Annotated in this window: 20 protein-coding genes and 1 tRNA gene; 14 read left to right on the top strand and 7 right to left on the bottom strand. The window is 67.2% G+C overall.

Translation table 11 applies throughout. The annotated features are described in order from the left end of the window. Positions 1-54 precede the first annotated feature (54 nt). Genes Q8S38_RS08690 through Q8S38_RS08655 form a run of 8 tightly spaced genes read left to right on the top strand, consistent with a single transcriptional unit; the run spans position 55 to position 6,483 of the window. Positions 55-567 carry a TRAP transporter small permease subunit gene (locus tag Q8S38_RS08690; protein ID WP_305680027.1) on the top strand — a complete coding sequence of 171 codons (513 nt, stop codon included), beginning with the start codon at positions 55-57 and terminating at the stop codon, positions 565-567. Beyond that, the gene (locus Q8S38_RS08685) at positions 564-1,877 is read left to right on the top strand and encodes a TRAP transporter large permease (protein ID WP_305680026.1); all 1,314 of its coding nucleotides are present in this window, start codon (positions 564-566) and stop codon (positions 1,875-1,877) included. The genes Q8S38_RS08690 and Q8S38_RS08685 overlap by 4 nt, the downstream gene beginning before the upstream one ends. A 51-nt stretch (positions 1,878-1,928) precedes the next feature. After that, positions 1,929-2,243 carry an NIPSNAP family protein gene (locus Q8S38_RS08680; RefSeq protein WP_305680025.1) on the top strand — a complete coding sequence of 105 codons (315 nt, stop codon included), beginning with the start codon at positions 1,929-1,931 and terminating at the stop codon, positions 2,241-2,243. Further along, on the top strand, positions 2,240-3,067 hold the full coding sequence (locus Q8S38_RS08675; protein ID WP_305680024.1) for an alpha/beta fold hydrolase: 828 nt from the start codon (positions 2,240-2,242) through the stop codon (positions 3,065-3,067). The genes Q8S38_RS08680 and Q8S38_RS08675 overlap by 4 nt, the downstream gene beginning before the upstream one ends. Continuing rightward, positions 3,064-3,870 carry an aspartate dehydrogenase gene (locus tag Q8S38_RS08670; protein WP_305680023.1) on the top strand — a complete coding sequence of 269 codons (807 nt, stop codon included), beginning with the start codon at positions 3,064-3,066 and terminating at the stop codon, positions 3,868-3,870. The genes Q8S38_RS08675 and Q8S38_RS08670 overlap by 4 nt, the downstream gene beginning before the upstream one ends. 49 nt (positions 3,871-3,919) lie before the next feature. Beyond that, positions 3,920-4,705 (top strand): SDR family oxidoreductase, encoded by a 786-nt coding sequence (locus Q8S38_RS08665; RefSeq protein WP_305680022.1) that lies wholly within the window; start codon positions 3,920-3,922, stop codon positions 4,703-4,705. Positions 4,706-4,726: 21 nt separating this feature from the next. Beyond that, complete coding sequence (locus Q8S38_RS08660; protein WP_305680021.1) at positions 4,727-5,497, top strand: SDR family NAD(P)-dependent oxidoreductase; 771 nt, start codon at positions 4,727-4,729, stop codon at positions 5,495-5,497. A 23-nt stretch (positions 5,498-5,520) separates the two neighbouring features. Beyond that, positions 5,521-6,483: a dihydrodipicolinate synthase family protein gene (locus Q8S38_RS08655; RefSeq protein ID WP_305680020.1), complete on the top strand. Its 963-nt coding sequence runs from the start codon at positions 5,521-5,523 to the stop codon at positions 6,481-6,483. Positions 6,484-6,525: 42 nt separating this feature from the next. Here Q8S38_RS08655 and Q8S38_RS08650 read toward each other — a convergent pair whose 3' ends face one another. From Q8S38_RS08650 to Q8S38_RS08625, 6 genes are all read right to left on the bottom strand, one after another. Beyond that, the gene (locus Q8S38_RS08650) at positions 6,526-7,257 is read right to left on the bottom strand and encodes an amino acid ABC transporter ATP-binding protein (protein ID WP_305680019.1); all 732 of its coding nucleotides are present in this window, start codon (positions 7,255-7,257) and stop codon (positions 6,526-6,528) included. Then, complete coding sequence (locus tag Q8S38_RS08645; protein ID WP_305680018.1) at positions 7,238-7,891, bottom strand: amino acid ABC transporter permease; 654 nt, start codon at positions 7,889-7,891, stop codon at positions 7,238-7,240. Before Q8S38_RS08645 ends, Q8S38_RS08650 begins: the two co-directional genes overlap by 20 nt. Next, positions 7,891-8,580, bottom strand: a complete 690-nt coding sequence (locus Q8S38_RS08640; RefSeq protein ID WP_305680017.1) for an amino acid ABC transporter permease — start codon at positions 8,578-8,580, stop codon at positions 7,891-7,893. Before Q8S38_RS08640 ends, Q8S38_RS08645 begins: the two co-directional genes overlap by 1 nt. A 122-nt stretch (positions 8,581-8,702) precedes the next feature. Beyond that, positions 8,703-9,506, bottom strand: a complete 804-nt coding sequence (locus Q8S38_RS08635; RefSeq protein ID WP_305680016.1) for a transporter substrate-binding domain-containing protein — start codon at positions 9,504-9,506, stop codon at positions 8,703-8,705. Positions 9,507-9,578: 72 nt separating this feature from the next. Continuing rightward, complete coding sequence (locus Q8S38_RS08630; protein WP_305680015.1) at positions 9,579-10,565, bottom strand: 2-hydroxyacid dehydrogenase; 987 nt, start codon at positions 10,563-10,565, stop codon at positions 9,579-9,581. A 42-nt stretch (positions 10,566-10,607) separates the two neighbouring features. After that, complete coding sequence (locus Q8S38_RS08625; RefSeq protein WP_305680014.1) at positions 10,608-11,363, bottom strand: GntR family transcriptional regulator; 756 nt, start codon at positions 11,361-11,363, stop codon at positions 10,608-10,610. A gap of 206 nt (positions 11,364-11,569) precedes the next feature. Here Q8S38_RS08625 and Q8S38_RS08620 point away from each other — a divergent pair, with 206 nt between their 5' ends. Continuing rightward, positions 11,570-12,769 carry a mandelate racemase/muconate lactonizing enzyme family protein gene (locus Q8S38_RS08620; protein ID WP_305680013.1) on the top strand — a complete coding sequence of 400 codons (1,200 nt, stop codon included), beginning with the start codon at positions 11,570-11,572 and terminating at the stop codon, positions 12,767-12,769. Positions 12,770-12,778: 9 nt separating this feature from the next. Continuing rightward, the gene (locus Q8S38_RS08615; RefSeq protein ID WP_305680012.1) at positions 12,779-13,546 is read left to right on the top strand and encodes an SDR family oxidoreductase; all 768 of its coding nucleotides are present in this window, start codon (positions 12,779-12,781) and stop codon (positions 13,544-13,546) included. 282 nt (positions 13,547-13,828) lie between these two features. Here the strand turns inward: Q8S38_RS08615 and Q8S38_RS08610 are convergent. Further along, positions 13,829-13,903: transfer RNA gene (locus Q8S38_RS08610), tRNA-Gly, on the bottom strand. A gap of 223 nt (positions 13,904-14,126) precedes the next feature. Between Q8S38_RS08610 and Q8S38_RS08605 the strand changes: the two genes are divergently transcribed. The 4 genes from Q8S38_RS08605 to Q8S38_RS08590 all read left to right on the top strand — a co-directional run bounded on the left by Q8S38_RS08605 (position 14,127) and on the right by Q8S38_RS08590 (position 17,858). Further along, entirely contained in the window at positions 14,127-14,678 is a 552-nt protein-coding gene (locus Q8S38_RS08605; protein WP_305680011.1) for a prolyl-tRNA synthetase associated domain-containing protein, read from the top strand. A gap of 81 nt (positions 14,679-14,759) precedes the next feature. Beyond that, on the top strand, positions 14,760-15,659 hold the full coding sequence (trxA, locus tag Q8S38_RS08600) for a thioredoxin (protein ID WP_305680010.1): 900 nt from the start codon (positions 14,760-14,762) through the stop codon (positions 15,657-15,659). A 19-nt stretch (positions 15,660-15,678) separates the two neighbouring features. Beyond that, on the top strand, positions 15,679-16,350 hold the full coding sequence (locus Q8S38_RS08595) for an LON peptidase substrate-binding domain-containing protein (protein WP_305680009.1): 672 nt from the start codon (positions 15,679-15,681) through the stop codon (positions 16,348-16,350). Positions 16,351-16,487: 137 nt separating this feature from the next. Further along, on the top strand, positions 16,488-17,858 hold the full coding sequence (locus Q8S38_RS08590) for an MFS transporter (protein WP_305680008.1): 1,371 nt from the start codon (positions 16,488-16,490) through the stop codon (positions 17,856-17,858). The last annotated feature ends 47 nt before the right edge of the window (positions 17,859-17,905 follow it).

The following is a 17,905-nucleotide window of genomic DNA, read 5'->3' as shown; positions in this document are numbered from 1 at the left end:
CGCCTGGCGGCGGCGGCCTTCGGGTCGCCGTCGCGGGCCCGACCCGAGGTCTTCATGCCCATCGTCCGATTCATCAACAGGCTCTCGCTGTGGTCTGGCCGCGTGGGAGCGCTGATCGTGCTGCCGCTCGTGCTCGCCATGGTGTTCGAGGTCGTCAGCCGGTACTTCTTCGCGGCGCCGACGCAGTGGGCCTTCGAGCTCAGCTACATGATGATGGGATCGATCTTCCTGTTCGGCCTGTCCTATGCGGTGCTGCTCGACCAGCACGTCAATGTCGATTTCCTTCATCAGATCCTGCCGCGGCGCGGCATCGCCGTGATCGACTCGGTCGGCTATGTGCTGATGGCCGGGATGCTGTTCTGGATCACGAATGCGCTGATCGGAAACGTCGCGAGCGTCTACCGCACCGGCGAGGGAACCGGCCTGTCGGCCTGGAACCCGCCGGTCTGGCCCTATCGCGTCATCTACGTCATCGGCTTCGGGCTGTTTGCCCTGCAATGCCTCGCCAAAGCGATCGAGAACCTGCTGATCGTATTCGGATATGAGACCGAAGGATCGGCCCGATGACCGCGCAGACCGTGCTTTGGATGTTCCCGGCGCTGCTGGGGCTGATCTTCCTCGGCTTCCCTGTCGCCTTCTCGATGATGATCGCGGCGCTCGGCTTCGGGCTGATGCGCTTCGGCGGCACGCTCGTCCACCAGTTCGCGCAGCGCATCGACGATCTCTCGACCAACTATGTGCTGGGCGCGATCCCGCTTTTCATCTTCATGGGTTCGATCCTGGAGCGGGCCGGCATCGCCGAGCGCCTCTTCGACGCGCTCTATATGTGGACGCGGCGCCTGCCCGGCGGGCTCGCGATCGCAGCCTTGCTGATGTGCACGATCTTTGCCGCCGCCAGCGGCGTCGTCGGCGCGACCGAGACCCTGGTCGGCATGCTCGCGATCCCGGCCATGGTGAAGCGGCATTACGACAACAAGCTGATCTCGGGCACGATCTGTGCGGGCGGCTCGCTGGGCACGATCATCCCGCCCTCGGTGCCGGTGATCGTGCTCGCGCCGATCGCGACCTTGCCGATCGGCGATCTTCTGGCGGGCATCCTGTTTCCAGGCCTGCTGATGTCGGGCCTGTTCATCCTCTACATCCTCGTCGCCTGCGCGTTGAAGCCGACGCTCGCCCCACCCGATCCGGAGCCCGATCCACGCCCGCTCGGCGAGAAGATCAGGTTCACGCTGGTCGCGCTGGTGCCGCCGGCCTTCCTGATCTTCACCGTTCTCGGCACGCTGTTCATGGGGCTGGCGACGCCGACCGAAGCGGCGGCCTGCGGCTCCTTCGGCGTGCTTCTGCTGGCGTTGCTCTACCGGCGCCTGACCTGGTCGCTGCTGTTCCAGGCGGCCAAGCAGACGGTCTCTCTGACGGCCATGATCCTGGCGATCGTGCTGGCGGGCGGCATGTTCTCCGGGGTGTTCTTCGCCTCGGGCGGCATGACCGCGACCAAGGGCATCCTCGACGCCTTCGGGCTCTCGCCCTGGTCCGTCATGGCGGTGATCCTTGTGGTGACCTTCATCCTCGGCTTCATCGTGGACTCGATCTCGATCATTCTGATCATCGTGCCGATCGCGGTGCCGCTGGTCAAAGGCTTCGGCATCGACCCGCTCTGGTTTGCCGTGGTGATGCTGGTGGTGCTGCAGACCAGCTATCTGACGCCGCCGATGTCGCCCTCGATCTTCTATCTGCGGGCGATCGCGCCGCCAACCATCCGACTGACGGACATGTACTGGGGTGTGATCCCGTTCATCCTCTGCCAGCTGGTGGTGCTGGCGCTGCTGCTGTTCTTCCCGGCGCTGGCGACCTGGCTGCCGAAGGTCATGTATGGCTAGCCTGACGGCACCTGCGGGGCCGCATTGCCCGCTGAATGAGCGAGACGAACGATGATCTATGAAGAGCGCGACTATCGCATCAAGGCGGGCAAGCTGGCCGAGTTCGTGAAGCTCTATGGCGAATACGGGTTGCCGCTGCAGAAGGAGCATCTGGGCACCTTCATCGCCTATTTCACCACGGAGATCGGCGAGCTCAACCATGTCGTGGCGCTGTGGAGCTACAACAGCCTCGACGAGCGCGCCGCCAAGCGCAAGACCATGCTGGTCGATCCGCGCTGGCAGGATTATCTCAAGCGCGTCGACGGCCTGATCGATCTTCAGGATACGCGCATCCTGACGCCCGTCGCCTATTCGCCGCTGCAATGAGCGCCGCTCTCCCGACCGGCACGCCCGGCTTCTTTTCCGTGACGACCCCGGACGGGGCGGTGCTGCACGCCTTTTCCGAGGGCGCGGGGCCGGCCTTGCTGCTCGTCAGCGGGCTCGGCGGCACGGCGGGCTTCTGGAAGGGCAACACGGCGACGCTCGCGCGCTCCCACCGTGTCATCCGCTTCGACCAGCGCGGCATCGGCGCCAGCAGCCGCGGCAGCGCCCCCTGCACGATCGACCAGCTCGCGCGCGACTGCCTGAGCGTGCTCGACGCGGCTGGCGTCGAACGGGCCGTGCTGCTCGGCCATTCCACCGGCGGCTGCATCGGCCAGGCGCTCGCGCGGATCGCGCCGGAGCGGCTCGACGGGCTGATCCTGAGCGCGACCTGGCTGAAGCCGAGCCATTACATGGGCGCGCTGTTCGGAGCGCGGCGGGCCATTCTCGCCGAGAACCCGCAGGCCTATGCCGCCACCGCCGTGCTGATCTCCTATCCGCCGGCCTGGCTGGAGGCGCATTGGAGCGTCTATGAGGCGGCCATCGCGGCCGCGCCCGTCTCGGCGGAAGCCCGCCAGGTCGTGCGCGAGCGCATCGACGCGCTGCTCTCCTTCGACGGTTCGGCCGACATCGCCGCGCTGACCATGCCGACGCTGGTCCTGGGCGCGCGCGACGACATGATCGTGCCCGCCTTCCTGCAGGAGGACCTGGCCACGGCCTTGCCCGGCGCCCGCAAGATCCTGCTCGATTCGGGCGGACATTTCTTCCCGGTCTCGCGGCCCGACGCCTTCACCGCCAAGGTCGCGGAGTGGATCGGAGAACACGGGTGAGCGCGCGCCGCGTCGTCCTGATCGGCTATGGCGCCATCGCCGCCGACATCACTGCGGCGCTGCTCGCGGCGCGTGAGCCCGGCTATGCGCTGGCCGTGCTGCTGCGGCCGGGTTCGTCGTCGGCCGGGCGGGTTCCGGAGGGCGTCGTGGTTCTATCGGGGCTCGACGCGGTCGCGGCCTTCGCTCCCGATCTGGTGATCGAGGCCGCCGGCCATGGCGCGGTGCGCGAGAGCGTTCCGGGCTGCCTGGCGCTTGGGCTGCCGGTGCTGATCTCGTCGATCGGCGCGCTGCATGACGAGACTTTCTTTGCCGAACTCGTCGCCACGGCGCGCCGGGGCGGCGGGCGGCTCCTGCTGGCGTCGGGCGCGCTCGGTGGGCTCGACTATGTCCGGGCCGTGCGCCACGCCAAGCAGCTCGAGCTGCGTTATGAATCGCGCAAGCCGCCGGCCGCCTGGAGCGGCGAACTGCGCGCGCTCGGCCATGACCCGGCCGCGCTGTCCCGGCCCGTGACGCTGTTTTCGGGCACGGCGCGCGAAGCGGCCGCGCGCTACCCGCAGAACCTCAACGTCGCGGCGGCGCTGGCGCTGGCGGGGCCGGGTTTCGAGGCGACCGGCGTCGACGTCGTCTGTGATCCCGCCGCCACCGGAAACACGCATGTGGTCAGGGTGAGCAGCGAGTTCGGAACCATGTCGCTCGAGATCGCGAACCAGCCCTCGCCGACCAATCCGAAATCGTCCTGGATCGTCGCGCAGGCCATTCTGGCTGCGGTCGAGCAGCATTTTTCTCCCGTGGTGATGATGTGAGCGCGGAGCGCCGGGATCGTCACGGGATCCTCGAAGGGAGGCCAAGGCCATGAAGCTCGACGGCAAGATCGCGATCATCACCGGGGGCGGCTCCGGAATCGGCCATGAGGCCTGCAAGCTGTTCGCCCGCGAAGGCGCGCGCGTGATCGTCGCCGACCGCGACGGGGCGGCGGCTGAGCGCGTCGCGGCTGAGATCGTGGGGCAGGGCGGCCAGGCGAGCGCCCACACCGTCGATGTCAGCCGGGAGGTCGAGGTGGCGGCGATGATCGCGAAGGTCGTCGCCGATCACGGCCGGCTCGACATCCTCGTCAACAATGCCGGCTACGGCATCTCCGGCACCGTGGTGTCGACCTCGGAGGCCGACTGGAACGCGCTGATGGCGGTCAACGTCAACGGCGTCTTCCTCGGCTGCAAGCATGCGATTCCCGTGATGGAGAAGCAGGGCGGCGGTGCGATCGTCAACACGGCCTCGGCGGCGGCGAATATCGGCATCCATGATCGCGCGGCCTATGTCGCCTCCAAGGGGGCGGTGGCGGCGCTGACGCGGGCGATGGCGATCGACCATGTCGCGGGCGGCATTCGCATCAACGCGGTCGCGCCCGGCACGATCGAATCGCCCTATTTCACCAAGATCCTGAGCGGGCCCGACGGCGCGGTGCTGCGTCGCGGCCTCGAGGAACGCCAGGCGATGGAGCGCCTCGGCCAGCCGATCGAGATCGCCCAGGCGATGCTCTGGCTCGCCAGCGACGACGCCTCCTTCTGCACCGGCTCCGTCATGGTCGTCGATGGCGGCTGGACGGCACAGGGAGACCGCAAACCCAAAATCGAACCCTGACCCAAGACACAAGGCTGACAGATGTATGGATTGAACGGCCGCAAGGCGATCGTCACCGGGGGAGCGCACGGCATCGGCCGGGCGATCGCGGCGCGGCTCGTGGCGGAAGGCTGCGAGGTCGGCCTCTTCGACCTCGACCGCGCGGCGGCGCAGGCCACCGCCGACGCGCTCTCCGCCGAGGGCGGCCGGGTCGTGGTGGCGGCGGGGGATGTCTCGTCGCGGGAGGATGTCGCGGCCGGCATCGGCGCGCTGAAGGCGGCGCTCGGCCCCATCGATATCCTCGTCAACAATGCCGGTATCTGCAAGGTCGGCAAGCTGCTGGAGACGAGCGAGGCCGAGTGGAAGGCGACCTTCGGCATCAATGTCGACGGGCTGTTCCACGTCACCCGCCAGGTCGCCCCGGGCATGGTCGAGCGCCGCAGCGGCACGATCGTCAACATCGCCTCCTGGATGGGCAAGTCGGGCGTGGCGGCCTATGGCGCCTATTGCGCCTCGAAATTCGCGGTGGTGTCGCTGACGCAGTCGCTGGCGCTCGAGATCGGCGAATACGGCATCCGGGTGAACGCGATTGCGCCGGGGCTGATCGTCGAGACCAGGATGCGCGACGAATCCGAGATCCAGCGCGCGGCCGAGGGGCTGCCGACGGCGAAGGACCGGGCCAAGACGATTCCGTTGCGCCGCGCCGGCTTGCCCTCAGACATCGCCAAGACGGTGGCGTTCCTGGCCTCCGACGAGGCAGACTACATCACCGGCGAAACGATCAGCGTCACCGGCGGCATCTGGAACGACTGACCCGCCGACAACAGGAGACGGACATGCCTCGCTTCAAGGACTTCCGGCCTGCCGGCGTGATCCCGGCGACGCTGCTCGCACTCCATGACGACATGAGCATCGACGAGCGCCAGACGCGCCGCCATCTGCGCGACTGCGCGCTGGTCGACGGGGTCAGCGCGGTCACCGTCAACGGCCATGCCTCCGAGGTCCATGCCTGCTCCTTCGACGAGCAGCAGCAGATCCTGGCGGCGTCGCTGGCCGAGGTCGGCGACCGGGTGCCGCTGATCAACGGCGTCTATGCCGATGGTTCGATGGAAGCGGCCCGGCTGGCGGCGATGGCCGAGCGCGAGGGCGCCTCTGCGCTGCTGGTCTTCCCGCCCAACAGCATGGCGATGGGCGGGCAATTGCGGCCGGAGATGGCGATCGCGCATTACCGGCGCATCGCCGACGCCACGGATCTGCCGATCATCGCCTTCCAGTATCCGATGGGTGGCGGGCTCGGCTATCCGTTCGAGACGCTGCTGGCGCTGTTCGAGGCGGTGCCGACGATCGTCGCGATCAAGGACTGGTCGAACGATCCGATGCTGCATGAAAAGCATATCCGGACCTTCCAGGCTCTCGTCCGCCCGGTGAACGTTCTCACCACCCATTCGTCCTGGCTGATGGCCTCGCTGACGCTGGGCTGCAACGGGCTGCTCTCGGGCTCGGGCAGCGTGATCGCCGATCTGCAGGTGGCGCTGTGGCGGGCGGTGCAGGCCGGCGACCTCAAGGCCGCGCAGGCGGTCAACGACCGTATCGTGCCGCTGTCGCAGGCGTTCTATGCGCCGCCCTTCCTCGACATGCACAACCGCATGAAGGAGGCGCTCGTGCTGCTCGGCCGGCTTGACAGGGCGGTGGTGCGGCCGCCGCTGATGAAGCTGCCGGAGGACGAGATCGCGCGCATCAAGCAGGCGCTCGATCAGGCGGGGATCACCCGCGAGGGCGCCCTGCCGCTGGCCGCCTGAGGGATCAAAGGCGGCGCCCGAAGGGGAGCGCCGCCTTGCGTCTCACTTGGCGCCGGCGCTGACGAAATTGCGCAGTTCCGGCGTCTGCGGATTTGCGAAGAGCTCCTGCGAGGAGCCGCTTTCCCAGATCTTGCCCTGATGCATGAAGATGGTCGTGCTCGCGACATTGCGGGCGAAGGCCATCTCATGTGTGACCAGGAGCATGGTCATTCCGTCCTTGGCGAGCTTCTCCATCACCAGCAGAACCTCGCCGGTCAGCTCGGGGTCGAGCGCCGAGGTGACCTCGTCGAACAGCATGACCTTGGGCTGCATGGCGAGCGAGCGGGCGATCGCCACGCGCTGCTGCTGGCCGCCGGAGAGATTGTCGGGATAGCTGTCGAACTTCTCGGAGAGCCCGACCTGCGCGAGCACGTCGCGGGCGCGCTTTTCCGCCTGCGCCTGCGGCACGTTCTGGGTGATCCGCGGCGAGAGCATGATGTTCTGGCCGACGGTCAGATGCGGGAACAGATTGTAGCTCTGGAAGACGATACCGACATCCTTGCGCAGCTCGCGCAGATGCTTCTGATCCTGGTCGACGACGTGGCCGGCGACCTCGATGCGGCCGGAATTGATCGCCTCCAGCCCGTTGATGCAGCGCAGCAGCGTGCTCTTGCCGGAGCCGGAGCGGCCGATCAGCGCGACCACCTGGCCGGCGTCGACGGTGAGCGAAACGCCCTTGAGCACTTCGAGATCGCCGAAGCTCTTGTGGACGTCGTCAATGAGAACGGCTGGCATTCATCACCTTTTCGAGATGGCGGCTGAGCCGGGACAGCGGGAAACAGATCGCGAAATAGATCACCGCCACCAGCGAGAAGACCTGGAAGGCCTGGAAGGTCGCGTTGTTGACGAGCTGCCCGGCGCGGGACAGTTCGACGAAGCCCACGACCGAGACGATCGAGGTGTTCTTGACCAATTGAACGAGGAACCCGACCGTCGGTGGCAGCGAGATGCGCACCGCCTGCGGCAGGATGACATAGCGATAGGTCTGCGCGCGGGAATGGGCGAGCGAGGACGAGGCCTCCCATTGCTGGAACGGCACGGATTCGATCGAGCCGCGCCAGATCTCCGCCAGATAGGCCGAGACATAGACCGCCAGCGAGGCAGAGGCCGCGAAGAAGGGCGGCAGCTCGATGCCGATGACCGAGAGCCCGTAATAGCTCATGAACAGCACCATGAGCACCGGCAGGGACTGGATCACGAGGATATAGGTGGCGGCAAAGCGCCGGATCACGGCGATGCGCGACAGGCGCATGATCGCCAGCGCGCCGCCTACGACGCCGCCGATGGCGAATGCGATGACGGTGAGCAGCAGGGTCCAGCCTGCCGCCCGGAAGATGAACATGGCCTCGGGCCAACCGAATGTCTGCATCAGGCTGACTCCGCCTTGGCGTCGAGCCGGGCGAGGCCCGAGACCTGGGGGAACAGCCGGCGGCCGAGCCAGAGCAGGAAGACCTTCAGCGACAGCGCCATCACCAGATAGACGATCGTCACGACGATATAGGTCTCGAAGCTGCGGAAGGTGCGCTGCTCGATCAGCGCGGCCGCGCCCGACAGCTCCTGCACCGAGATGAAGGAGCAGATGCTGGAGGCCAGCATCATCAGCACGAATTGGCTCGACAGTGCCGGCCAGACCCGCGCGAAAGCCGGCTGCAGCATGACATACTGGAAGACCTGACGGCGGGAGAGCGCCAGCGAGACGCCGGCTTCGAACTGGGACTTGTGAATGGAATCGATGCCGGCCCGGATGATCTCGGTCGAGTAGGCGCCGAGATTGAGCGTCATCGTCAGCAGGGCCGCCTCGACGCCCGACATCCGGATGCCGAGCAGCGGCAGACCGAAAAAGACCATGAAGAGCTGGATCAGGAAGGGCGTGTTGCGCATCAGTTCGACATAGGCGTCGACGACGAAGCCGGCCCAGCGGCCCGCCAGGGTTCGCAGCGCCACGAGCAGCACCGCCAGGATCGAGCCGAGCACGATCGCGGCCGCCGAGAGGCCGATCGTCAGCATGATCCCGTCGATGATCAACTGCGATTCGGCAAAAACAGGATCGAACTGCAAGGATGGCTCCTCCCCAACTCGGGGGCCGCACCGGATCGGTTATCGCACGGTCGGGACCGGGCGGCCGTCGTGAGCATGAAGGGCCGACACGGGATCGCTCCCGTGCCGGCGCAAGGCTGCAATCAGAAGGTCGGGAGCGTGGGCAGCGGGCCGCCGACCCACTTTTCCGAAATCGCGTTCAGCTCGCCGTTCTGCTTGATGAAGTAGATGACATTGTTGAGCCACTGCTTCAGCTCGTAGGCGTCCTTGCGGACGGTCATCGAGTTCGGCTGCATGCCGAAGAAGAACTTCACCTCGGTCTCGGTCTCGCCGCGGGCCTTGATGGCGGCGTTGGCCTGGGCGTCGGGGCCGGCGATGGCGTCGACCTGGCCGGAGAACAGCGCCTGCATCGTGGTCGAGTCGTCCTCGAAGCGCAGGATGGTGAGGTTCAGCTCCTTCTCGCGGTTGACGAATTCGCGCTCGACGCTGGAGCCGCGGTTGACGCCGACCTTGCGGCCCTTGAGATCAGCCCAGGTTTTGATGGGCGTGCCCTTCTTGGCGTAGATGCCCATCTGGAAGGCGCTGTAGGGGATGGTGAACATCACCGCCTTGGCGCGCTCGGGCGTCGGGGCGAGCGTGGCGACCAGGAAGTCGACCTTGTTGGCTTCGAGCGCGGGGATGCGCGAGGGCGGGGTCAGCTGCACGACTTCCATCGGCAGGCCGAGATATTTGGCGACGAGGGCGGCGACGTCGGCGTCATAACCGATGGCGTTGCCGGTCGAGTCGACGGAGCCATAGGGGGGGGCGCCGATCAGCACGCCGATGCGGACCTTGCCGCGCTTGGTGATGTCGGCCAGCGTCTGGGCGGAGGCTTGGCTGGCGGCGAGCATGCCGGCGCCGAGCGCGAGCAGCGTGCCGGCGATCTTGAGATGCTTCATCAGGTTCATGGTGCCGTTTCCTCGGTTTGGCGTCGGGGCAGGTGTTGTTGCTCCGGCTTCGTGCGGCCGGTTTGCTGGCGGTCAGACGCGGGACGCGCCCTTCCGCACGACGTTGGTGAGAGCGGCGCCCGACAGGCACCGCTTGATGTTGTCTGCCATCGTCTGCTGGCGGCGGCGAATGGTGCCATCCGTCCAGCCTGACATGTGCGGTGTCATTAAAACGTTTGAAAGCTCATGGAAAGCCAGTTTCGATGGTAAAATAGTAGGCTCGGCCGGATTGGGGTAGCGATACCACGTGTCGATGATCGCCCCGCCGATCCGGCGTGCTTCGAGGGCTTCGAACAGCGCCGTCTCGTCGATCGTCGGGCCGCGGCCGACATTCACGATCACGGCATCGGGTTTCATCGCGGCCAGTGCCGCCGCATCGACGATGCCGGTGGTTTCGGCTGTCAGCGGAACCGACACCACGAGCGCATCGACCGATGCGCAGAAGGCCGCGAGGTCATCGAGCGTGAAGGCGCGGTCGACCAGGTCCGAGGTCGCGACCGGGCTGCGATTGGCGACATGGACCTTCATCTCGAAGGCCTTGGCGCGCCGCGCGATGGCCTTGCCGATATGGCCGAAGCCGAGCAGGCCGATGGTCTGGCCGGCGATCTCGCCATGGACGCGGTCCGGCGAGCCGGCCCAGTAGGCCCAGTCGCCGCGGCGCAGCCTGGCGTCGGCATCGGCGAGGGGAATGGCGCGGGCGAGCAGCGCGCTCATCACATATTCGGAGATCGCCTGCTCGTGCCCGAAGCAGTTGCAGAGATGGGCCTGCGGCGGGAGCAGCGCGAGATCGACGGCATCGTAGCCTGCTCCGGGAACATGGAACAGCTTCAGGTCTTTCGGCATCGGCAGGCCGGCATCGAACTTCACGCCGATGATCGCATCGGCCTGCGCATAGGACTGTTGCTCCGCCGGGGTGGCGAGCACGTCCGGCAAGATGGTGACCTGCGCGTCGCCGCCGACGAGGTCGGCGAAGCCCTGGCTGAAGGAGGCGGCGTTGTCGCCGTGGAAGATGATGCGCATGGTCGGCGTTTTCTCGCTGGTCTCGATGGGGTGGCGGGTGCGTCAGGTGCTCAGCAGCGGCTCGACGCTGCAATCGAGGAGGGACGGGTCGATCCGGGTCTCCATCTCGTCGAACATGCCATCGACGAAGGCGATGAGCGCGTCGGACGCTGCGACCGCACGCTCGACATTGCGCGTGGCGACGGCGTTGAGCACAGCAATGTGGTGGTCGATCGTGCCTTCCAGGCTGGGCCTGGCCGCCATATGGGCGTGATAGATGAAGCCGATGCGCCGGAAGATCGTGTGCAGCGGCCGCAGCGTGTGTTCGAGGAACGGCTCGCCCGCCGCAGCCAGCACCATCTGGTCGATGCGGCGGTCGAGGGTGTTGAACTCGGCCAGGGTCAGCCCGTCGCGGCGCTCGCGCAGCAGGCGTTCCATATGCAGCATCTGGTTGCGATGCGACGGCCCGGCGCGCTCGGCCGCGAGGCGAATGACGAAGCGCTCGATGTCGCGGCGCAGATGCAGCAGCACGCGCTCGCGGGCGAGGTCGATCGGCGCGATCTGGAGGCCGTGGCGCGGGCGGACGACGATCAGCGTGTCGGCGGCGAGACGATTGACCGCATGATGGACGGGCGTGCGGCCGAAGCCGGTGAGGTCCTGGAGATCCTGCATCGCCAGGAAGCGGCCGGGCGCGAGTTCGCAGCGCACCAGCATCTCCTCGATGCGCTGATAGGCCAGTTCGAACAGGTTGACGCGGTTGCGCCGCGGCGGCGCATCATGCGCCTCCACCACTGTCAGCCGGCCAGCGCGCTGCGCCATCTCGTTCCTCCGTCGCGGAGCTCGTTCAAGCGGCCCCAGCTTGGCGAGCAGACTAAACATATTGTGATATTTTACAAGCGCTCCTATGCTGCGTTCCGTTCTGTCCGGTCCGGCACCCGCGGTGCCGCTCTGGCGGACCGCCATCAACCACAGCGCTCAGCGGCGTGCTGCCGCCACAAAAGCGCGCGCCGCCCGGGAGGCAAGCTGTGAAGATCACCGCCATCGAGACGCTGCGGACGGAAGAGTTCGCCAATGTGCTGTGGGTGCGCGTCCATACGGATGCCGGCATCATCGGGCTGGGCGAAACGTTTTATGGCGCGGGCGCCGTCGAGGCGCATCTGCACGACACGCTCGCCATGCGGCTGCTCGGCAAGAACCCGCTGCACATCGAGGCGCTGCATCGCGAGATGACCAACCTGCCGATGGCGCAGGCCTCGACCGGTGTGGAATCGCGGGCGACGTCGGCCGTCGACATCGCGCTGTGGGATGTCTTCGGCAAGGTCTGCGGCCAGCCGGTCCACCAGATGCTCGGCGGGCTGTGCCGCGACAAGCAGCGTATCTACAACACCTGCGCCGGCTACAATTATGTTCGCTCGCACAACATCAAGCCGGTCTCGACCTGGAATCTCGGCGAGACCGAAGGTCCCTATGAGGATCTCGGCGGCTTCATGAACCGGGCCGACGCGGTGGCCGAGAGCCTGCTGGAGAGCGGCATCACCGCCATGAAGATCTGGCCGTTCGATCCGCCCGCAATCGAGAACCAGGGGATGTTCATCACCCCCGAGCAGATGCGAAAGGCGTGCGAGCCGTTCGAGAAAATCCGCAAGGCCGTGGGCGACAAGATCGAGATCATGGTCGAGTTCCATTCGCTCTGGAACCTGCCGACCGCGATCAAGATCGCTAGGGTGCTCGAGCAGTACAGCCCGACCTGGTACGAGGATCCGATCCGGATGAACTCGCCGCAGGCGCTCAGCGAGTTCGCGCGCTCGACGACGGTGTCGGTCTGCGCCAGCGAGACGCTGGGTTCGCGCTTCCCCTACAAGGACATGCTCGACCGCGACGCGATGCACATCGTCATGGCCGACCTGTGCTGGACCGGCGGGCTCACCGAGGGCCGCAAGATCGCGGCCATGGCCGACACCTATCACCGTCCCTTCGCGCCGCATGACTGCATCGGCCCGGTCGGCTTCATCGCGGCGATCCACGCCTCCTTCAGCCAGCCCAACACGCTGATCCAGGAATCCGTTCGCGCCTTCTACACCGGCTGGTACAACGAACTCGTCACGACGATGCCGACCATCGAGAACGGCTATGTCCTGCCGATGGAAGGCCCCGGTCTCGGCGTCGAGCTGCTGCCGGCCGTGTTCGATCGCACGGACCTGACCCTCCGCCGCTCCAGCTTGTGAGGATGTGACATGACCAATCCCCTCTTCGATCTCTCGGGCAAGACGGCCCTCGTCACCGGCTCGTCGCGCGGCCTCGGCCGCGCCATGGCGGAAGGGCTGGCGGTCGCCGGCGCGCGCATCCTGATCAACGGCACCGATCCGCTGCGGGTGGCCGAGGCCGTGTCGCAGTTCCACGCCGCCGGCCACGCGGCCGAGCCGGCGGCCTTCGACGTCACCGACGAGGCGGCCATCCTGCGCGCCTTCGAGGCCTTCGACGCGGCCGGCATCACGGTCGATATCCTCGTCAACAATGCCGGCATCCAGTTCCGCAAGCCGATGGTCGAACTCGCCACGGCCGACTGGCAGCGCGTCATCGACACCAACCTGACCTCGGCCTTCATGATCGGCCGCGAGGCGGCCAAGCGAATGATCGCGCGGGGCCATGGCAAGGTCATCAATATCGGCTCGCTGACCAGCGAACTCGCGCGGGCGACGGTGGCGCCCTACACGGTCGCCAAGGGCGGCATGAAGATGCTGACGCGGGCCATGGCGGCGGAATGGGCCGAACACGGCATCCAGGCCAATGCCATCGGTCCCGGCTACATGATCACCGACATGAACCAGGCGCTGATCGACAATCCGACCTTCGACGCCTGGGTCAAGGGCCGCACCCCGGCGAAGCGCTGGGGCAAGCCGGACGAGCTGATCGGCACGGCGGTTTTCCTGGCGTCGTCGGCCTCGAACTACGTCAACGGCCAGATCATCTATGTCGATGGCGGGATGTCGTCGGTGTTGTGAGTCAGAGTCCGTACGGTCCGCCGGCGCCTGAGCGCGCCGTCATTCCGGGCGAGCGAAGCGAAGACCCGGAACCCATTGTAGCGCGACAATGCCTATGATGGATTCCGGAGCAGTGCCGCTTCGCGGCTTGTCCGGAATGACGGCGCGTCCTCACGACGGGCGCATCAACTTTCGGAGCGGCACATTCAAGACGCCATGATCTGATCATCGATCGTGAGCGTCAAAACGCAAAAAGCGCCGGATAAACCGACGCCTGCGACAGTCTCTAACGCTGTGATGTCCTGGAGCGGGAGAAGGGATTCGAACCCTCGACCCCAACCTTGGCAAGGTTGTGCTCTACCCCTGAGCTACTCCCGCATCAGGACATGGCCGCGCCGTTTCCGCCGCGGAGGCCGGCTTATTGCCCCAAAGCGGCGCGCAGTGCAAGCGCCTTGTTGCGGAAGTTTCATCTTTTGCGAAATGCCGTCGCAACCCGCCCGATGTCGGCTCAAGGCGGACCGCAAACGGCGCTTGTGGCGGGGTTGGCCGGGCGCTAGGCATCGCCCTGCGCCCCTTCTTCCAGCCGAGCCGATGCCGACCCATGCCGCAGAGCCGCTCCGCCCCGCTCACCCGGACCCCGCTGACGCCCGACGAACTCTGCGCGCATCTGAGCGCGCAGGGGCTCGCCTTCGCCCGCGTCGACCACGAGGCGGTGTTCACGGTGGCCGAATCGCAGGGCCTGCGTGGCACCCTGCCGGGGCTGCACTCGAAGAACCTGTTCGTGAAGGACAAGAAGGGCCGGCTGTTCCTGGTATCGGCGCGCGAGAACGCCCGCATCGACCTCAAGCGCCTGCACGAGACGCTCGGCGCCAGCGGGCGGCTCTCCTTCTGCTCGGCGGAGCAGTTGATGGAGCGGCTGGGGGTGACGCCGGGCTCGGTCACGGCCTTTGCCGTCATCAACGACCGGGACGGCGTCGTGACGATGGTGCTGGACCGCAACCTCGTGACCGGCGAAGACATGAACTTCCATCCGCTGGTCAACACGGCAACCCTGCGGATCGCCCGCGACGACATGCTCGCCTTCCTGCGCGGCGTCGATCACGAGCCGATGATCGTCGATTTGCCGGTTCCCGACGATGGACAGAGCGGCTGATCCTCCCCATCTATGGGGCCGGATGCGGTCGTGGCCGCAACGCACCATTTTTCTGATCAAAAGCGCGACGAAGGACGATCGATGCTGGTCAATAGCGAGGCGGCCGAACAACCCGGCCTGATCAAGGACACCACGACGCAAGGCTTCCGGCAGGATGTCGTCGCGGAGTCGATGAAGCAGCCGGTGCTGGTCGATTTCTGGGCGCCCTGGTGCGGTCCCTGCAAGCAGCTCACCCCGGTGATCGAGAAGGTCGTCAAGGAGGCGCGCGGCAAGGTCCGGCTCGTCAAGATGAACATCGACGAGTTCCCGGAGATCCCGGGCCAGCTGGGCATCCAGTCGATTCCCGCCGTCATCGCCTTCAAGCAGGGCCAGCCGATCGACGGCTTCATGGGCGCCCAGCCCGAAAGCCAGGTCAAGGCCTTCATCGAGAAGCTGGTCGGCAAGATGGGGCCGGGCGCGACCGAGGAGCTGATCACCGCGGCGAAGGCGGCGGCCGAGGCGGGCGACGCCGCCGGTGCGAGCGAACTCTATGCGCAGGTGCTCGAACTCGAGCCCGAGAATGTCGCGGCGATCGCCGGGCTGGCGCGCCTGCATCTCGACATGGGCGACCTTGAGGGGGCGACCGGCATTCTGAGCATGGTGCCCGAAGCCAAGGTGGGGGATGCCGCGGTCGTGGCCGTGCGCGCCGCCATCGAGCTGGCGCAGCAGGCGGCGGCGCTCGGCGACACAGCGGAGCTGGAGGCGAAGGTCGCCGCGGATCCGAAGGATCACCAGGCGCGGTTCGATCTCGCGCTGGCGCTGAATGCGCGCGACCGGCGCGAGGAGGCGGTCGATCATCTGATCGCCATCATCAAGGCGGATCGAACGTGGAACGAGGACGGCGCCCGCAAGCAGCTGCTGCAGCTCTTCGAGGCCTGGGGCCCGATGGACGAGCACAGCATGGCGGGGCGTCGCAAGCTCTCGACCCTGTTGTTTTCCTGAAACCCGAGAGGAGCGGCCGATGGGCATGAACGCCGTCTATGAGGGGCCTGAGGACTGCCCGGCCGTGGTGCCCATGTTCCCGCTGGGCGGCGCGCTCCTGCTGCCGCGCGGACAGATGCCGCTCAACATCTTCGAGCCGCGCTATCTGGCGATGGTCGACGACGCCATCCGCACGCACCGCGTCATCGGCATCGTCCAGCCCGAGCCCGAGAGCGGCCGCCAGGCGGCGACGCCGGGGCTGCTGCAGGTCGGTTGCCTCGGGCGCATCACGCAGTTCGCCGAGACCGGCGACGATCGCTACATCCTGACGCTGACGGGAATCGCCCGTTTCCGCATCGCCGAGGAGCTGCCGGCGACGACGCCTTACCGGCAATGCCGCGTGACTTACGACGATTTCCTGCTCGATTTCACCGCCCGCGCCGGCGAGGACGAGGTCGATCGCAACGGCCTGCTCAAGGCGCTGCGCGCCTTCGCCAAGGCGAGCGACCTCAAGATCGACTGGAAGGGCGTCAACGAGGCGCCGAACGAGGCGCTGGTCAACGCGCTCTCGATGATGTGCCCGTTCGGCCCGCGCGAGAAGCAGGCGTTGCTCGAGGCGCCCAATCTCAGGCAGCGCGCCGAGGTGCTGGTCGCGATCACCGAGATCGAACTGGCGCGCAATGGCGGCGACCCCGAAACGACGCTGCAGTGAAGTGGGTGTCCGCCGCCCTCATCCTGAGGAGCCGCGGAGCGGCGTCTCGAAGGATGGTTCAGGAGGTTCCCGACGCCGCTGGAGCATCCTTCGAGACGCAAGGCTTGCGCCTTGCTCCTCAGGATGAGGGCTGAGCGGTGCAACCGACATCGTATCCCCCGCGCCGCGCGGTCACCGCCTGGCTGTTCTTCGACTGGGCGGCGCAGCCCTTCTTCACGCTGATCACGACCTTCGTCTTCGCGCCATTCTTCGCCGCGGCGCTCGCCGCCGATCCGGCGCAGGGGCAGGCGCTGTGGGGCTATGCGACGGGATTCGCGGGCCTGTGCATCGCGCTGCTGTCGCCGCTGCTCGGCGGCATCGCCGACCGGACCGGGCCGCGCAAGCCGTGGATCGCGGTGTTCGGCGCGATGCTGGTGCTGGGGTCGGGTGCGCTTTGGTTTGCCGTGCCGGGCTCGCCCTGGGCCGTGCCGATCGCGCTGTGCGGCTTCGTGCTGGCGACGATCGGGGCCGAGTTCGCGACCACCTTCAACAACGCGATGATGACGCGGCTGGTGCCGCCCGAACGGCTGGGTTGGCTCTCGGGGACGGGCTGGGCGATCGGCTATCTCGGCGGGCTGATCTCGCTCGCGCTGACGCTGGCGCTGCTGGCGGCCGATCCGCTCACCGGCAAGACGCTGGTGGGGCTGACACCGATCCTCGGGCTCGACGCCGCCGCGCGCGAGGGGGACCGCTTCTCCGGCCCGCTGACGGCGCTGTGGTTCGTCGTGTTCGTCGCGCCGATGTTCCTGTTCACGCCGGATACGGTGCGCTCGGGTCTGAGCCTGCGGGCGGCGGCGCAGGGCGGCGTCGGGCGTCTGATGGCGACGCTGCGGGAGCTGCCGCGGCTGCCCTCGCTCGGGCGCTTCCTGCTCGCCAACATGGTCTATCAGGACGCGCTGGTGGCGCTGTTTGCGTTTGGGGGCATCTATGCCGCCGGTGTCTTCGGCTGGCAGACGATCGAGATCGGCGTTTTCGGCATCCTGCTGACGGTGACCGGCACGTTCGGCGCCTGGATCGGTGGCCGGGTCGACGATGCGATCGGCGGGAAGACGGTGGTGCTGGGGGCGATCGGCTGCCTGCTGCTGGCCTGCCTCGGCATTCTCTCGCTGGCGCCCGACCGGATCCTGTTCGTGGTCGAGGCGGCGCCGGCGACGCCGGGCGACGGGCTGTTCGGCTCGCTGCCGGAGAAGGTCTATCTGGGCTTAGGCCTGCTGATCGGGCTGGTGGCGGGGCCGCTGCAGGCGTCCTCGCGCAGCCTGATGGCGCGGCTGGCGCCGCCCGACCGCGTCGGCGAGTTCTTCGGGCTGTTTGCCCTGTCGGGGAAGGTGACGTCCTTCCTGGGGCCGACGCTGGTGGCGCTGGCGACGACGGTGTTCGCCAGCCAGAGGGCGGGGCTTGCCGTGCTGATCCTGTTCTTCCTGACCGGCGGGGCGCTGCTGGCGGGGGTGAACGTCAAACGGGCGCCGTAGCGCCCGTTCGATCCGGCTCGTCATGCTGGGGCTTGACCCGAGCATCT

It is taken from the genome of Allobosea sp. (assembly GCF_030695125.1).
Taxonomy (GTDB): Bacteria; Pseudomonadota; Alphaproteobacteria; order Rhizobiales; family Beijerinckiaceae; genus Allobosea.
This window is presented reverse-complemented; position numbering and strand designations above follow the sequence as displayed.

Coding starts and splice junctions, on each gene's coding strand:
- Q8S38_RS08675 (WP_305680024.1), top strand. CDS start 2,240: ATGAGCGCCGCTCTCCCGACCGGCACGCCCGGCTTCTTTTCCGTGACG.
- Q8S38_RS08595 (WP_305680009.1), top strand. CDS start 15,679: ATGGGCATGAACGCCGTCTATGAGGGGCCTGAGGACTGCCCGGCCGTG.
- Q8S38_RS08690 (WP_305680027.1), top strand. CDS start 55: ATGCCCATCGTCCGATTCATCAACAGGCTCTCGCTGTGGTCTGGCCGC.
- Q8S38_RS08660 (WP_305680021.1), top strand. CDS start 4,727: ATGTATGGATTGAACGGCCGCAAGGCGATCGTCACCGGGGGAGCGCAC.
- Q8S38_RS08665 (WP_305680022.1), top strand. CDS start 3,920: ATGAAGCTCGACGGCAAGATCGCGATCATCACCGGGGGCGGCTCCGGA.
- Q8S38_RS08605 (WP_305680011.1), top strand. CDS start 14,127: ATGCCGCAGAGCCGCTCCGCCCCGCTCACCCGGACCCCGCTGACGCCC.
- Q8S38_RS08630 (WP_305680015.1), bottom strand. CDS start 10,565: ATGCGCATCATCTTCCACGGCGACAACGCCGCCTCCTTCAGCCAGGGC.
- Q8S38_RS08645 (WP_305680018.1), bottom strand. CDS start 7,891: ATGCAGACATTCGGTTGGCCCGAGGCCATGTTCATCTTCCGGGCGGCA.
- Q8S38_RS08685 (WP_305680026.1), top strand. CDS start 564: ATGACCGCGCAGACCGTGCTTTGGATGTTCCCGGCGCTGCTGGGGCTG.
- Q8S38_RS08655 (WP_305680020.1), top strand. CDS start 5,521: ATGCCTCGCTTCAAGGACTTCCGGCCTGCCGGCGTGATCCCGGCGACG.
- Q8S38_RS08635 (WP_305680016.1), bottom strand. CDS start 9,506: ATGAACCTGATGAAGCATCTCAAGATCGCCGGCACGCTGCTCGCGCTC.
- trxA (WP_305680010.1), top strand. CDS start 14,760: ATGCTGGTCAATAGCGAGGCGGCCGAACAACCCGGCCTGATCAAGGAC.
- Q8S38_RS08680 (WP_305680025.1), top strand. CDS start 1,929: ATGATCTATGAAGAGCGCGACTATCGCATCAAGGCGGGCAAGCTGGCC.
- Q8S38_RS08625 (WP_305680014.1), bottom strand. CDS start 11,363: ATGGCGCAGCGCGCTGGCCGGCTGACAGTGGTGGAGGCGCATGATGCG.
- Q8S38_RS08650 (WP_305680019.1), bottom strand. CDS start 7,257: ATGCCAGCCGTTCTCATTGACGACGTCCACAAGAGCTTCGGCGATCTC.
- Q8S38_RS08615 (WP_305680012.1), top strand. CDS start 12,779: ATGACCAATCCCCTCTTCGATCTCTCGGGCAAGACGGCCCTCGTCACC.